Source organism: Pseudomonas sp. S4_EA_1b, assembly GCF_016307435.1.
Taxonomy (GTDB): domain Bacteria; phylum Pseudomonadota; class Gammaproteobacteria; order Pseudomonadales; family Pseudomonadaceae; genus Aquipseudomonas; species Aquipseudomonas rhodesiae.
This window is the reverse complement of sequence record NZ_JAEILC010000001.1, coordinates 1-14,194: the sequence shown is the minus strand read 5'-3', so window position 1 is coordinate 14,194 and position 14,194 is coordinate 1. Positions and strand designations below refer to the sequence as shown.

Sequence of the window (14,194 nt, the reverse complement as noted above, 5' to 3'; positions counted from 1 at the left end):
CCAGGCCCAGGCCGACCGGCGTCATCAAATGGGTGAACAGGCTCGCGGCATGTGCCAGCAGGGCGAGGACGCCCAGGCCGACCAGCAGGCGTTTGTCGGCCTTGGCGCATTGGGCCAGGCGGGTGCCCTGGTAGAGAGTCGCAGCGGCATACAAAAGGGCGGCGGCGAGGCTGGGTAGCAAACTGGGTGGCAAAGGGAGCATAAATCCTGTTAGGCAAGCCCGAAAGGCGCTGAGTTTGGCATACACCTGCGTTCCACGAAAGACTCCCGCGCCAGACAGCGGGTGTGCATGGGCGCAGTCTTCGCTATAATCCGCGACCTGCCCCCGCCGCAGGCTCGCCGGCCGCTGTTTCTAATAGCGATTTACCACAGCCTGGGCCGCCATTACCTCGGTCTACCATAGGGCCTGAAAGGATCGCGCATGTTTGAAAACTTGACTGACCGTCTCTCGCAGACGCTGCGCCACGTTACCGGCAAGGCCAAGCTGACCGAGGACAATATTAAAGACACCCTGCGCGAAGTGCGCATGGCACTGCTGGAAGCCGACGTCGCCTTGCCTGTGGTCAAGGACTTCGTCAACTCGGTCAAGGAGCGCGCAGTCGGCACAGAAGTGTCCCGCAGCCTGACTCCGGGCCAGGCGTTTGTGAAAATCGTCCAGGCCGAACTCGAAAGCCTGATGGGCGCTGCCAACGAAGACCTCAACCTCAGCGCCGTGCCACCGGCCGTCGTGCTGATGGCCGGTCTGCAAGGCGCGGGTAAGACCACTACCGCCGGCAAGCTGGCGCGCTTCCTTAAAGAGCGCAAGAAGAAGTCGGTGATGGTGGTGTCGGCCGACGTGTACCGTCCGGCGGCCATCAAACAGTTGGAAATGCTTGCCGGCGAAGTGGGCGTGACCTTCTTCCCGTCCGACCTGAGCCAGAAGCCGGTCGACATCGCCAACGCTGCTATTAAAGAAGCCCGGCTGAAGTTCATCGACGTGGTTATCGTCGATACTGCCGGTCGTCTGCACATCGACGAAGAGATGATGGGCGAGATCAAGGCGCTGCATGCCGCGATCAACCCGGTCGAAACGCTGTTCGTGGTTGACGCCATGACCGGCCAGGATGCGGCGAACACCGCCAAGGCATTCGGCGATGCGCTGCCACTGACGGGCGTGATCCTCACCAAGGTCGACGGCGATGCCCGTGGCGGTGCCGCTTTGTCGGTGCGCTCGATTACCGGCAAGCCGATCAAGTTCATCGGTATGGGCGAGAAGAGCGAAGCGCTCGAACCGTTCCACCCTGAGCGTATCGCCTCGCGCATCCTCGGCATGGGCGACGTGCTCAGCCTGATCGAGCAGGCCGAAGCCACTCTCGACAAGGACAAGGCCGACAAGCTCGCCAAGAAACTGAAGAAGGGCAAGGGCTTCGACCTCGAAGACTTCCGCGACCAGCTGCAACAAATGAAGAACATGGGCGGCCTCGGCGGCCTGATGGACAAGCTGCCAAACATCGGTGGCGTGAACCTGGCGCAGATGGGCAATGCCCAGGGCGCGGCAGAGAAGCAGTTCAAGCAGATGGAAGCCATCATCAACTCCATGACCCCGGCCGAGCGCCGCGACCCTGAGCTGATCAGCGGTTCGCGCAAGCGTCGGATCGCCATGGGTTCCGGCACTCAGGTTCAGGACATCGGCCGCTTGATCAAGCAGCACAAGCAGATGCAGAAGATGATGAAGAAATTCTCCGCCAAAGGCGGCATGGCCAAGATGATGCGCGGCATGAGCGGTATGTTGCCCGGCGGCGGCATGCCGAAAATGTAAAGAATTCGAGCAAGGGCTCGCTCTTGCTCCGCCCCACAGGGATGTGGGATCTCCAGCAAACCCGCCGTTGGCGGGTGCTGACTCGCTGTTTTAACCGACGGCTCTCCAGCAGATCTGAGTGGTGCGCCCATAGGCGCCAGAAAAAGACATTTGCAAAAGTCCGGATATTCCTTAGAATATGCGGCCTTTCGGGCACCTATGCCCGCTGTGCATTTAGATTTGCAGCACCGACTACAGGAACGATGTTCACATGCTAACAATCCGTCTTGCCCTTGGCGGCTCCAAAAAGCGCCCGTTTTACCACTTGACCGTAACTGACAGCCGCAACCCACGTGACGGCTCTCACAAGGAACAAGTTGGCTTCTTCAACCCGATCGCTCGTGGTCAAGAAGTCCGCCTGTCCGTGAACCAAGAGCGCGTAGCCTACTGGCTGAGCGTTGGTGCACAGCCTTCTGAGCGTGTTGCCAAGTTGTTGAAGGACTCGGCTAAGGCCGCAGCCTGAGCAATATGAACGCGACGCCAGCGGTTGCTGATGATTTGATCGTTATCGGCAAGATTTATTCTGTTCATGGCGTTCGCGGCGAAGTGAAGGTGTATTCCTTTACTGATCCGACTGAAAACCTGTTGCAGTACAAGACCTGGACGCTCAAGCGCGAAGGTAGTGTGAAACAGGTCGAGCTGGTCAGTGGACGCGGGAGCGATAAGTTCCTGGTCGCAAAGCTCAAGGGTCTTGATGATCGTGAAGAAGCCCGTCTTCTGGCCGGTTATGAGATCTGCGTGCCGCGCAACCTGTTCCCTGAATTGACCGAAGGCGAGTACTACTGGTACCAGCTGGAAGGTCTGAAGGTTATTGATCAACTGGGGCAATTGCTCGGGAAAATCGATCATCTTCTGGAAACCGGCGCCAATGATGTAATGGTGGTCAAGCCTTGCGCTGGCAGCCTGGATGATCGCGAACGCCTATTGCCCTATACCGAGCAATGCGTGTTGGCCGTCGACCTGGCAGCGGGCGAGATGAAGGTGGAATGGGACGCGGACTTCTAAGCGTGGCTAATTTGCGCATTGAAGTGATCAGTTTGTTTCCCGAGATGTTTTCCGCCATCAGCGAGTACGGCATCACCAGTCGGGCGGTGAAACAGGGGCTGTTGCAGCTTACCTGTTGGAACCCGCGAGACTACACGACGGATCGACATCACACTGTGGACGATCGCCCATTTGGCGGTGGCCCGGGCATGGTGATGAAGATCAAGCCCCTGGAAGACGCGTTGGTTCAGGCCAAGGCAGCTGCCGGGGAGAAGGCGAAGGTAATTTACCTGTCCCCTCAAGGCCGTCAGCTGAAACAGGCGGCGGTACGCGAACTGGCGAATGAGGAAGCACTGATCCTGATTGCCGGTCGCTATGAAGGCATTGACGAGCGGTTTATTGAAGCTCATGTCGATGAAGAGTGGTCGATTGGGGACTATGTTCTGTCTGGCGGCGAGCTGCCGGCGATGGTCCTGATAGATGCGGTTACACGACTGCTGCCTGGAGCTTTAGGGCATGCGGACTCCGCGGAGGAAGATTCCTTCACGGATGGTTTGCTGGATTGCCCGCACTACACCCGACCGGAGGTGTATGCGGATCAGCGTGTTCCCGACGTATTGCTAAGTGGCAATCACGCACACATCCGGCGTTGGCGTTTACAGCAGTCCCTTGGTCGGACCTATGAACGACGCGCCGATCTTCTGGAAAGCCGCTCGCTTTCTGGAGAAGAGAAGAAGCTGCTCGAGGAATACATCCTCGCGCGGGACGATAGTTAACAACGTATCGATGGTAGGTCCATTGACTTACCTTAGGAGCACAGCATGACTAACAAAATCATCCTTGCACTCGAAGCAGAGCAGATGACCAAAGAGATCCCTACCTTTGCCCCGGGCGACACCATTGTCGTTCAGGTGAAAGTGAAGGAAGGCGACCGTTCGCGTCTGCAAGCGTTCGAAGGCGTGGTAATCGCCAAGCGTAACCGTGGTGTGAACAGTGCTTTCACTGTTCGTAAAATCTCCAACGGTGTTGGCGTAGAGCGTACTTTCCAGACCTACAGCCCGCAGATCGACAGCATGGCCGTTAAGCGTCGCGGTGACGTACGTAAAGCCAAGCTGTACTACCTGCGTGACCTGTCCGGTAAAGCAGCTCGCATCAAGGAAAAACTGGCTTAAGTCCAGCTTCCGATGCAGAAAAAAGCAGCCTACGGGCTGCTTTTTTGTGCCTGCGATTTAAGGTCCGCGCTAGGATCTCTTTTCTATCTATTTTCCTGTTCGAGCCCCCATGCCTGCCATTGACCACCCTCTGATCGACCGTTTCCTCGACGCCCTTTGGTTGGAAAAAGGCCTGTCGGATAACACGCGTCAGGCTTACCGCAGCGACCTGGCCCTGTTCAATGGCTGGCTGCAGGACAAGAACCTCGAACTGATCAACGCCGGGCGTGAATTGATCCTTGATCACTTGGCCTGGCGCTTGGAGCAGAACTACAAGCCGCGCTCCACGGCGCGATTTCTCTCGGGCGTGCGAGGTTTCTATCGCTATCTGCTGCGGGAAAAACTCATCGCTCTCGACCCGACCTTGCAAATCGATATGCCGCAGTTGGGTAGGCCGCTGCCTAAATCCCTGTCGGAAGCCGACGTGGAGGCCTTGCTCAATGCTCCTGATCTGAGCGAAGCCATCGGCCAGCGCGACCGCGCGATGCTGGAGGTGCTTTACGCCTGCGGTCTGCGGGTGACCGAGCTGATCAGTCTGACCCTGGAGCAGGTCAACTTGCGCCAGGGCGTGTTGCGGGTGATGGGCAAGGGCAGCAAGGAGCGCTTGGTGCCGATGGGGGAGGAGGCGATTGTGTGGGTCGAGCGCTACATGCGTGACGCGCGCAGTGAACTGCTCGGCGGGCGGCCCAGTGATGTGCTGTTCCCCAGTCAGCGTGGCGAACAGATGACCCGTCAGACGTTCTGGCACCGCATCAAGCACCAGGCCAAGGTTGCCGGGATCGGCAAGGCGTTGTCGCCCCACACGTTGCGCCATGCTTTCGCCACGCATTTGCTCAATCATGGTGCGGATTTGCGCGTGGTGCAGATGCTGCTCGGCCACAGCGATTTATCCACAACCCAGATCTACACCCATGTGGCGCGTGCGCGCTTGCAGGATATGCACGCCAAGCACCATCCGCGCGGCTGAAAACCGCCAATTTATTCCGCCACGGGCTGCCCTGCGGCCCAACTGTGGTAGGCTTTGCCGGTTAGCAAAGGGGACGGTCCCGACCCGTGTTTCCAGATCGGTGTTCCTTCCCGTCCCTGCATCTGCCTTCAGGAGTTCCCATGCGCTTGACCCAGATTATTGCCGCCGCAGCCATTGCGTTGGTTTCCTCGTTTGCCTTCGCTGATGATGCTGCCGAGCAGACCATTCGCAAGAGCCTGGCCAATCTGCAGCTCGACACACCGATCGAAAGCATCAGCGCCAGCCCCATGGCCGGTCTGTACGAGGTCAAGCTCAAGGGCAGCCGCGTGCTGTACGCCAGCGCCGATGGTCAGTACATCGTCCAGGGCTACCTGTTCCAGCTCAAGGACGGCAAGCCCGTCAACCTGACCGAGAAAGCCGAGCGCCTGGGCGTGTCCAAGCTGATCAATGGCATTCCCGTGGCTGAAACCGTGGTCTACCCGGCCATCGGCGAAACCAAGACCCACATCACCGTGTTTACTGACACCACCTGCCCGTACTGCCACAAATTGCACGCCGAAGTGCCTGAGCTGAACAAGCTGGGTGTGGAAGTGCGCTACGTCGCGTTCCCGCGTCAGGGGCTGGGCTCGCCGGGCGATGAACAATTGCAGGCCGTGTGGTGTTCAGCCGACAAGAAGGCGGCGATGGACAAGATGGTCGACGGTAAGGAAATCAAGGCCGCCAAATGCGCCAACCCGGTATCCAAGCAGTTCGCTCTCGGCCAGTCCATTGGCGTGAACGGTACACCGGCCATCGTATTGGCGGACGGTCAAGTGATTCCGGGCTACCAGCCGGCACCACAAGTTGCCAAACTGGCGCTGAGTGCCAAATAAACCAGCATCGTCGAATCTTTGACGATCGTGGTCCGCCGATGAGTCGACGGACCATTAATTGAAAGCCGCAGTTGTGCGGCTGTTTTCCACGGCCGACCTAGCGTCGGCCGTTTCATGGGGAGTTCTTCAGTGAAACCGGTCAAAGTAGGCATCTGTGGGTTAGGGACCGTCGGTGGCGGCACCTTCAACGTCCTTCAGCGTAACGCTGAAGAAATTTCGCGCCGTGCAGGGCGTGGAATTGAAGTGGCGCAAATTGCCACGCGTTCGCCAAAGCCTCAGTTCCAAACGACCGGTATTGCGATTACCAACGATGTCTTCGCCGTGGCCACCAACCCTGAAATCGATATCGTCATCGAGCTGGTCGGGGGCTACACCGTGGCCCGCGAGCTGGTGCTCAAAGCCATCGAGAACGGCAAGCATGTGGTCACCGCCAACAAGGCGCTGATCGCCGTGCATGGCAACGAAATTTTCGCCAAGGCCCGCGAGAAGGGCGTGATCGTGGCGTTCGAAGCCGCAGTGGCCGGCGGTATCCCGGTGATCAAGGCGATCCGTGAAGGCTTGTCTGCCAACCGTATCAACTGGGTGGCCGGCATCATCAACGGCACCGGTAACTTCATCCTCACCGAAATGCGCGAGAAGGGCCGCACCTTCGAAGACGTGCTGGCCGAAGCCCAGGCTCTGGGCTACGCCGAAGCCGATCCGACCTTCGACGTGGAAGGCATCGACGCGGCGCACAAGCTGACCATCCTGGCGTCCATCGCCTTTGGTATCCCGCTGCAATTCGACAAGGCCTACACCGAAGGCATCACCAAGCTGACCACCGCCGACGTGAATTACGCCGAAGCCTTGGGCTATCGCATCAAGCACCTGGGCGTGGCTCGCAGCACGCCGGCGGGTATCGAGTTGCGTGTGCACCCGACGCTGATCCCGGCCGGCCGCCTGATCGCCAACGTCAATGGCGTGATGAACGCGGTGATGGTCAACGGTGACGCCGCAGGTTCGACCCTGTTCTATGGCGCCGGCGCCGGCATGGAGCCTACGGCTTCGTCAGTGATCGCCGACCTGGTGGACGTAGTTCGCGCCATGACCAGCGACCCGGAAAACCGTGTGCCGCACCTGGCCTTCCAGCCGGACTCGCTGTCGGCCCACCCGATTCTGCCGATCGAGGCTTGCGAAAGCGCCTACTACCTGCGCATCCAGGCCCAGGATCACCCGGGCGTGTTGGCTCAGGTGGCCAGCATCCTGTCGGAGCGGGGCATCAACATCGAGTCGATCATGCAGAAGGAAGTCGAGGAGCAAAACGGCCAAGTGCCAATGATCCTGCTGACCCACCGTGTGCTCGAACAACACATTAACGATGCCATCCAGGCACTGGAAGCGCTCCAGGGTGTGGTTGGGCCGGTTGTACGGATTCGCGTCGAACATTTGAATTAATCCAGCTGCAAGCTATTAGCTGCAAGCTGCAAGTAAAAGCCGATCAGCTTTAACTTGCCGCTTGTAGCTTGAAGCTTGAAGCTCAAACCAAAGGTTTGCTTTTATGCGCTACATCAGCACCCGCGGCCAGGCACCGGCCCTGAATTTCGAAGACGTTCTGCTGGCAGGTCTTGCCACCGACGGCGGTCTGTACGTGCCGGAAAACCTGCCACGTTTTACCCAGGAAGAAATAGCCTCCTGGGCTGGCCTGCCGTACCACGAGCTGGCGTTTCGGGTGATGCGCCCGTTCGTCACCGGCAGCATTCCGGATGCGGACTTCAAAAAGATTCTAGAAGAAACCTACGGCGTGTTTTCCCACAGCGCCATCGCACCGTTGCGTCAGTTGAACAGCAACGAGTGGGTCTTGGAGCTGTTCCACGGCCCGACCCTGGCGTTCAAGGACTTTGCGCTGCAACTGCTGGGTCGCCTGCTGGATTACGTGCTGGCCAAGCGTGGCGAGCGCGTGGTGATCATCGGTGCCACCTCCGGTGATACCGGTTCGGCGGCGATTGAAGGCTGCAAACACTGCGAAAACGTCGACATTTTCATCCTGCATCCGCACAAGCGGGTGTCGGAAGTGCAGCGCCGTCAGATGACGACTATCTTCGGCGACAATATCCACAACATCGCCATCGAAGGTAACTTCGATGACTGCCAGGAAATGGTCAAGAACAGCTTCGCCGACCAGAGCTTCCTCAAGGGCACGCGTCTGGTGGCGGTGAACTCGATCAACTGGGCGCGGATCATGGCTCAGATCGTCTACTACTTCCACGCAGCCCTACAGTTGGGCGGCCCAGCGCGTTCGGTGTCGTTCTCGGTGCCGACCGGCAACTTCGGCGACATCTTCGCCGGTTACCTGGCGCGCAACATGGGCCTGCCGATCAACCAGTTGATCGTCGCCACCAACCGCAACGACATCCTGCACCGCTTTATGAGCGGCAACCAGTACGTCAAGGAAACCCTGCACGCGACCTTGTCGCCGTCCATGGACATCATGGTGTCGTCGAACTTCGAGCGTCTGCTGTTCGACATGCACGGTCGCAACGGTGCGGCTATTGCCGGTTTGATGGACAACTTCAAGCAAGGCGGCGGTTTCAGCGTCGAGCAAGAGCGCTGGACCGAAACCCGTAAGTTGTTCGATTCCCTGGCCGTGGACGATGCACAGACCTGCGAAACCATCGCTGAAGTCTATGCCCAGACCGGCGAGCTGCTCGACCCGCACACTGCCATCGGCGTGAAGGCCGCACGGGAGTGCCGTCGCAGCCTGGACATCCCGATGGTGATCCTGGGCACCGCCCACCCGGTCAAGTTCCCGGAAGCGGTGGAAAAGGCAGGCGTTGGCAAGGCACTGGAATTGCCGACGCACCTGGCGGACCTCTTCGAGCGTGAAGAACGCTGCACCGTGCTGGCCAATGACCTGAAGACCGTGCAGGCGTTTGTCAGCCAACACGGTAACCGAGGCAAGCCGCTGTAAGGCAGATTTGCCCGCGTAGAAACGCCGCTTTCCCATTCTTGGGGCAGCGGCGTTTTTTTTTCGTTCGCCTCCGATGAACCCGCCAACACCCGCCATCGCTTGATCAGCGATGAGCCGCCGTTTTTTGTCTGTCATGTTCCAAGCGCAAGCTGAACTGAACACCCCGGATGTCCATAGCGACGAAAAAGCGAACTTTCCTACATGGCAATCGGTCATTTAGAAAAGACGCAGCGCTCGTTGAAACGATTGTTCCCGAACTATTGAATGGTGATCGAGATGGAAAGTATCAGCCTATTGCTCGAAGAAGCACTGAGCCCTTACCGGGTTACGCTGACCACCGTTGGCGTGCAAGGCGAATGCCTGGTAACCGTGAAGAATCCTGCCGGCGCTATCGTGGTGGAACGTGAAGTCGACCGCGCTCAGTTGATGGATAAGCGGGTGCTGGTGGATGTGGTCGATTGCCTGCTGCGTGACCTGAAAATCGCTGAAGGCCGCTTGGAACCTTCCGTGATCGCTGCTCTGCGCAATGCCGCCCAAACCCGGGGCGCTGCCTGCGCATGAAGAATTATTCACTCATGGAAACTTCCTACTGCATGCCCGGTCAGATTTCGTAACAGCAAGAGCGAACATTGTGCTCCGGTGTTTGTGGCTTGCTGTACTGGTCTTTAGATAGGCCACGTTTAACCCCGAAGTGTCTCCCCACTCTTCGGGGTTTCTTTTTGCCTGCGATTTGTCAGGGCTCGTTCCAGTCTTGAAAAAATACCGGGTTGTCGCGCAGGTAATCCTGGCGCATCAGTGGGTCCAGCCAGGCGGCGTAGGCTTGTTGTATCTGCTCCTGCGGGATGTCACGCACCGCTTGATTGATGCGGGTGATGGCCTGGCGCCCTTGGGCGGTGTTCGAGCAGCCGATATGGGTGTGCTGATAGGGTGGGGCGCCTTTGATCGGGTAGAAACTCAAATTGTCAGGGGCAATGCCTTGTTGCTGGGCGTGATAGCGGATCTCCGGCCAATAGCCGAGCACCGCTTCCAGTCTGCCCAGACGTTGCATTTGCAGCAGGCTGCCCATGGCATCGTTGCCGTAGTGCAGGGCCAGGTGCTGGGTGTCGGTCTGCTTGAGTGCTTCATCGATATTTGGTCCATAGCTTCGTTCCGCAACAGCGCCTACCCGAGCTTCATGGGCAGCCAGGAACGCCTGCAGGTCCAACTGACCGTGGCTGATAAATCGCGCCAGTTGCTCACCCTGGCTGCTGCGAATGGCCGCGCCATTGCTGGCGACGACAAAGGCCTGTTTGGAAAACGCAACGTATGCCGCACGCTTCGCTGTCCATAGCAACGAGGGATCGCAGATGAGCGTCCCCTCGCGCAGCATTTGCGTTCCGCGTGCGCGATTGACGTGCAGCACTTCGTGGCGATAGTCCGGCAGGCGCTCGATCAGCAGCGGCAGCAGCTGATCCAAGGCGCCCTGGCCTTTGCCGGGGCCGTCGAAAATCGTCAGTGGCGGCAAATCACGCAGCAGCCAGATCAAGGTGTCTTGCGCGTGAGCCGATGCAGGCCACCCACCGGCCACTGTTGTCGCCAGGCAGAGCTGCACCAGCCACTGTTTGCACCGATGGCGCATCAGATTGCGCCTGCCTCACGCAAGCGCACAATCGCTGCGGCGTCATAGCCCAGCTCACCCAGTACAGCGCCGTTATGCTCGCCCAGTTGCGGGCCCACCCACTCGCAACTGCCGGGGGTATCCGACAGTTTGGGCACGATGCCGGGCATCTTGAAATCCTTGCCACCCGGAAGCTGCGCCTTGAGGAACATCTCGCGGGCCAGAAATTGCGGGTCGCCCAGCATGTCCTCAGCGCTGTAGATGCGGCTGGCGGGCACCTCGGCGCCATTCAATTGCTCGATCACCTGCTCCAGTGGCAGCGAATTGACCCAGCGATCGATTACGCCGTACAGCTCGTCACGGCGGCTGTCGCGCCCGTCATTGCTGGCCAGTTGTGGATCGTTAGCCAGGTCTTCGCGGCCGATGGCGGCCATGAAGCGCTTGAAGATCGCATCGCCATTGGCGCCGATCTGCACATGCTTGCCGTCCGCACTGGTATGGATCGAGGAGGGCGTGATACCCGGCATGATGTTGCCGGTGCGTTCGCGGATAAACCCGAACACGTCGAACTCGGGAATCATGCTTTCCATCATGGCGAAAATGGCTTCATACAGCGCGACATCGACCACCTGGCCCAGGCCGCCGTTAACCTCACGATGCCGCAGCGCCATCAGCGCACCGATCACCGCCCATAGCGCTGCAATGGAATCTCCGATGGAGATCCCGGTACGCACCGGCGGGCGGTCCTCGAAACCGGTGATGTAACGCAGCCCGCCCATGGACTCGCCCACGGCGCCAAACCCTGGCTGGTCCTTCATCGGCCCGGTCTGGCCAAAGCCCGAGAGGCGCACCATGACCAGTTTCGGGTTGAGCGCGTGCAGGGTTTCCCAACTCAGGCCCAGTTTTTCCAACACGCCGGGACGGAAGTTTTCGATCAAGATGTCGGCGTCCGCCAGCAGTTGCTTAAGAATGGCCAGGCCATCCGGGTGCTTGAGGTTCAGCGTGAGGGATTTCTTGTTGCGCGCCTGCACGAACCACCACAGCGATGTGCCTTCATACAGCTTGCGCCATTTGCGCAGCGGATCGCCGCCGTCCGGGGATTCGACCTTGATGACCTCGGCGCCGAATTCTGCGCAGATACGTGAGGCGAACGGGCCCGCGATCAGGGTGCCGAGTTCGATGACTTTCAGGCCGGCAAGCGGTTTGGCATTAAACGACATGGGGATCCTTGGCTGCGCAGAACAGGTATGTGATGCCTTTTAACATAGGCGAGGGGCCCAGGGATAAGGGTGATGCAGCGCAGGATTCGTTGATTGGCCTCGCCATCGGTTAGACTGGCCGCCTTTCCTTATCTCTAGAAGCCCGTTCATGGCCCAGCCGTCCACGACCTACAAATTCGAACTCAACCTCACCGACCTCGACCGTTCGGTGTACGAGAGCGTCAAACAGACCATCGCCCGCCACCCGTCGGAGACCGAAGAGCGCATGACCGTGCGTTTGCTGGCTTATGCCCTCTGGTACAACGAACAGTTGTCGTTTGGGCGTGGTCTGTCAGATGTAGACGAACCGGCCCTGTGGGAAAAAAGCCTGGATGACCGGGTTTTACACTGGATTGAAGTCGGCCAACCCGATGCCGATCGCTTGACCTGGTGCTCGCGCCGCACCGAGCGCACCAGCCTGCTGGCCTACGGCAGCCTGCGCGTTTGGGAAGGCAAAGTGGTGCCGGTCGCCGCTAACCTGAAGAACGTGCACATCGCGGCTGTGCCGCAGGAAGTCCTCGAAACCCTGGCCAAGGACATGCCCAGGGTGATCAAGTGGGATGTGATGATCAGCGAAGGCACGATGTTCGTCACCGACGACCGTGGCCAGCATGAAGTGCAGTTGCAGTGGCTGGTCGGCGAGCGTGGTTGAAACGCTCGGAAGGGGCCTGCCCCTCCCACGTTGCCTGTCAGTCGATTTCAGCCTTGCCGTTTAACCGTCGTATTAAAGAGAAGTTTCCTTCACCCCATGCGTATCGATCCTCGTCCGTTGCCCGCCGTCCTGCCGTTTCTCGGTGAATTGCCGCCCCTGTTGACCCGCCTTTACGCCGCGCGCGGGGTGCAGTCCGAGGCCGAGCTGGACAAGAGCCTGGCGCGGTTGATTCCCTACCAGCAGCTCAAGGGTATCGATACCGCGGTGGACTTGCTGGTGACCGCGCTGGAGCAACGCCAGCGCATCCTGATCGTGGGCGACTTCGATGCCGATGGCGCCACGGCCAGCGCCGTCGGCACCCTGGGCCTGCGGTTGCTGGGTGCGGCCCATGTCGATTATCTGGTGCCCAACCGCTTCGAATACGGTTATGGCCTCACGCCGGAAATCGTCGCCGTAGCGCTGCAGCGCGAACCGCAATTGCTGATCACCGTAGACAACGGTATCTCCAGCGTCGAAGGCGTGGCAGCGGCAAGAGCGGCGGGGCTGAAGGTGCTGGTGACCGATCACCACTTGCCGGGGGATGAGCTACCAGCGGCGGACGCCATCGTCAATCCGAACCAGCCTGGCTGCACGTTCCCCAGCAAAGCCCTGGCCGGTGTCGGCGTGATTTTCTACGTATTGATGGCCCTGCGCGCGCGCCTGCGCGAGTTGGGGTGGTACGCGAACACACCACAGCCCAATATCGGCGACCTGCTCGATCTGGTAGCCCTGGGCAGCGTCGCCGACGTGGTGCCCCTGGACGCCAACAATCGCATCCTCGTCCATCAGGGGCTGGAGCGTATTCGCGCCGGGCGCGCGCGACCGGGGATCAAGGCAATCCTGGAAGTGGCCAAGCGCGATGCGGCGCGAATCACCTCCACCGACCTGGGCTTTATCCTCGGGCCACGGCTCAACGCCGCCGGGCGCCTGGACGATATGAGCCTGGGTATCGAGTGCCTGCTGACTCGCGATTTCGCTGCGGCGCGTGAGATGGCCGTGCAACTGGACGGTATGAACCAAGACCGCAAATCCATCGAGCAGGGCATGCAGCGCGAGGCGCTGGCCCAGCTCAAGGACTTGCCGGTGGACTCCATGCCCTATGGCCTGTGCCTGTTCGATCCGGAGTGGCACCAGGGGGTGATCGGCATCCTGGCGTCGCGCATGAAAGAACGCTATTTCCGCCCGACCATCGCCTTTGCCGACGCCGGTGACGGCCTGCTTAAAGGCTCAGGGCGATCTGTGCCGGGTTTCCATATCCGTGACGCGCTGGCCGTAGTCGCTAGCCAGCATCCCACGCTGATCGCGAAATACGGCGGACACGCCATGGCGGCGGGGCTGACGTTGCCTGAGGAAAATTTCCCGCTGTTCGCCGAAGCTTTCGATGCCGAAGTGCGTCGGCAATTGCGTGAAGAAGACCTCACCGGGCGCCTGCTGTCCGATGGCACCTTGGCGGTGGAGGAATTCCACCTGGAACTGGCCCGTGCTCTGCGGCATGCCGGCCCTTGGGGCCAGCACTTTCCCGAGCCGTTGTTTCACGGGGTGTTCCAGTTGGTAGAGCAGCGGGTGGTGGGGGAGCGGCACCTGAAGGTGGTGCTCAAGAGTGAGTGCGGTTCGGTGAAGCTTGACGGCATCGCGTTCGGGGTGGATCGGGAAGTCTGGCCGAACCCGACGGTGCGTTGGGTGGAATTGGCCTACAAGCTGGATGTGAACGAGTTTCGTGGGAATGAAACCGTGCAGCTGATGATTGCCCACATCGAACCGCGCTAGATTTTACTAAGACCGCAAAACAACTGTGGGAGGGGGGCAAGCCTGAACTGGCCTAATGATTT

At 59.7% G+C, this 14,194-nt stretch carries 14 protein-coding genes and 1 pseudogene; 12 read left to right on the top strand and 3 right to left on the bottom strand.

Annotated elements, in window-relative coordinates; translation table 11 throughout:
- Window positions 1–202: pseudogene (locus YA0848_RS35820) on the bottom strand (inner membrane protein YpjD); the annotation flags it as partial.
- Between the two features lie 219 nt (window positions 203–421).
- Here YA0848_RS35820 and ffh point away from each other — a divergent pair.
- The 10 genes from ffh (at window position 422) to YA0848_RS00025 (ending at window position 9,379) form a co-directional block, all read left to right on the top strand.
- Window positions 422–1,798, top strand: a complete 1,377-nt coding sequence (ffh, locus tag YA0848_RS00070) for a signal recognition particle protein (RefSeq protein ID WP_169903823.1) — start codon at window positions 422–424, stop codon at window positions 1,796–1,798.
- Window positions 1,799–2,048: 250 nt separating this feature from the next.
- Complete coding sequence (rpsP, locus tag YA0848_RS00065; protein ID WP_003238923.1) at window positions 2,049–2,300, top strand: 30S ribosomal protein S16; 252 nt, start codon at window positions 2,049–2,051, stop codon at window positions 2,298–2,300.
- Between the two features lie 5 nt (window positions 2,301–2,305).
- A complete protein-coding gene (rimM, locus tag YA0848_RS00060; RefSeq protein WP_169903824.1) occupies window positions 2,306–2,842 on the top strand; it encodes a ribosome maturation factor RimM in 537 nt (178 codons plus the stop codon).
- Window positions 2,824–3,597 (top strand): tRNA (guanosine(37)-N1)-methyltransferase TrmD, encoded by a 774-nt coding sequence (trmD, locus tag YA0848_RS00055; RefSeq protein WP_024077235.1) that lies wholly within the window; start codon window positions 2,824–2,826, stop codon window positions 3,595–3,597. The genes rimM and trmD overlap by 19 nt, the downstream gene beginning before the upstream one ends.
- Window positions 3,598–3,642: 45 nt before the next feature.
- Window positions 3,643–3,993 carry a 50S ribosomal protein L19 gene (gene rplS, locus YA0848_RS00050; protein WP_003175895.1) on the top strand — a complete coding sequence of 117 codons (351 nt, stop codon included), beginning with the start codon at window positions 3,643–3,645 and terminating at the stop codon, window positions 3,991–3,993.
- 109 nt (window positions 3,994–4,102) lie between these two features.
- Window positions 4,103–4,999, top strand: a complete 897-nt coding sequence (xerD, locus tag YA0848_RS00045) for a site-specific tyrosine recombinase XerD (RefSeq protein WP_169903825.1) — start codon at window positions 4,103–4,105, stop codon at window positions 4,997–4,999.
- Window positions 5,000–5,139: 140 nt separating this feature from the next.
- Window positions 5,140–5,871, top strand: coding sequence for a bifunctional protein-disulfide isomerase/oxidoreductase DsbC (gene dsbC / locus YA0848_RS00040; protein WP_034100330.1), 732 nt, complete (start codon window positions 5,140–5,142; stop codon window positions 5,869–5,871).
- Window positions 5,872–6,000: 129 nt separating this feature from the next.
- Window positions 6,001–7,305 carry a homoserine dehydrogenase gene (locus YA0848_RS00035; protein ID WP_198712384.1) on the top strand — a complete coding sequence of 435 codons (1,305 nt, stop codon included), beginning with the start codon at window positions 6,001–6,003 and terminating at the stop codon, window positions 7,303–7,305.
- Window positions 7,306–7,408: 103 nt separating this feature from the next.
- A complete protein-coding gene (gene thrC / locus YA0848_RS00030; RefSeq protein WP_034100326.1) occupies window positions 7,409–8,818 on the top strand; it encodes a threonine synthase in 1,410 nt (469 codons plus the stop codon).
- A 264-nt stretch (window positions 8,819–9,082) separates the two neighbouring features.
- Window positions 9,083–9,379 carry a DUF3509 domain-containing protein gene (locus YA0848_RS00025; protein WP_034100324.1) on the top strand — a complete coding sequence of 99 codons (297 nt, stop codon included), beginning with the start codon at window positions 9,083–9,085 and terminating at the stop codon, window positions 9,377–9,379.
- 172 nt (window positions 9,380–9,551) lie between these two features.
- On the opposite strand, the gene YA0848_RS00020 is transcribed toward YA0848_RS00025, so the two are convergent.
- Window positions 9,552–10,436: a TIGR02285 family protein gene (locus tag YA0848_RS00020; RefSeq protein ID WP_040269347.1), complete on the bottom strand. Its 885-nt coding sequence runs from the start codon at window positions 10,434–10,436 to the stop codon at window positions 9,552–9,554.
- Window positions 10,436–11,635 (bottom strand): CaiB/BaiF CoA transferase family protein, encoded by a 1,200-nt coding sequence (locus YA0848_RS00015; RefSeq protein ID WP_034100321.1) that lies wholly within the window; start codon window positions 11,633–11,635, stop codon window positions 10,436–10,438. The genes YA0848_RS00020 and YA0848_RS00015 overlap by 1 nt, the downstream gene beginning before the upstream one ends.
- A gap of 148 nt (window positions 11,636–11,783) precedes the next feature.
- On the opposite strand from YA0848_RS00015, the gene YA0848_RS00010 reads away from it, so the two are divergent.
- Window positions 11,784–12,326 carry a YaeQ family protein gene (locus YA0848_RS00010; protein ID WP_034115010.1) on the top strand — a complete coding sequence of 181 codons (543 nt, stop codon included), beginning with the start codon at window positions 11,784–11,786 and terminating at the stop codon, window positions 12,324–12,326.
- Window positions 12,327–12,422: 96 nt separating this feature from the next.
- Window positions 12,423–14,132 (top strand): single-stranded-DNA-specific exonuclease RecJ, encoded by a 1,710-nt coding sequence (gene recJ, locus YA0848_RS00005; protein ID WP_184316092.1) that lies wholly within the window; start codon window positions 12,423–12,425, stop codon window positions 14,130–14,132.
- Window positions 14,133–14,194 lie beyond the last annotated feature (62 nt).

Coding starts and splice junctions, on each gene's coding strand:
- ffh (WP_169903823.1), top strand. CDS start 422: ATGTTTGAAAACTTGACTGACCGTCTCTCGCAGACGCTGCGCCACGTT.
- rpsP (WP_003238923.1), top strand. CDS start 2,049: ATGCTAACAATCCGTCTTGCCCTTGGCGGCTCCAAAAAGCGCCCGTTT.
- rimM (WP_169903824.1), top strand. CDS start 2,306: ATGAACGCGACGCCAGCGGTTGCTGATGATTTGATCGTTATCGGCAAG.
- trmD (WP_024077235.1), top strand. CDS start 2,824: ATGGGACGCGGACTTCTAAGCGTGGCTAATTTGCGCATTGAAGTGATC.
- rplS (WP_003175895.1), top strand. CDS start 3,643: ATGACTAACAAAATCATCCTTGCACTCGAAGCAGAGCAGATGACCAAA.
- xerD (WP_169903825.1), top strand. CDS start 4,103: ATGCCTGCCATTGACCACCCTCTGATCGACCGTTTCCTCGACGCCCTT.
- dsbC (WP_034100330.1), top strand. CDS start 5,140: ATGCGCTTGACCCAGATTATTGCCGCCGCAGCCATTGCGTTGGTTTCC.
- thrC (WP_034100326.1), top strand. CDS start 7,409: ATGCGCTACATCAGCACCCGCGGCCAGGCACCGGCCCTGAATTTCGAA.
- YA0848_RS00025 (WP_034100324.1), top strand. CDS start 9,083: ATGGTGATCGAGATGGAAAGTATCAGCCTATTGCTCGAAGAAGCACTG.
- YA0848_RS00020 (WP_040269347.1), bottom strand. CDS start 10,436: ATGCGCCATCGGTGCAAACAGTGGCTGGTGCAGCTCTGCCTGGCGACA.
- YA0848_RS00015 (WP_034100321.1), bottom strand. CDS start 11,635: ATGTCGTTTAATGCCAAACCGCTTGCCGGCCTGAAAGTCATCGAACTC.
- YA0848_RS00010 (WP_034115010.1), top strand. CDS start 11,784: ATGGCCCAGCCGTCCACGACCTACAAATTCGAACTCAACCTCACCGAC.
- recJ (WP_184316092.1), top strand. CDS start 12,423: ATGCGTATCGATCCTCGTCCGTTGCCCGCCGTCCTGCCGTTTCTCGGT.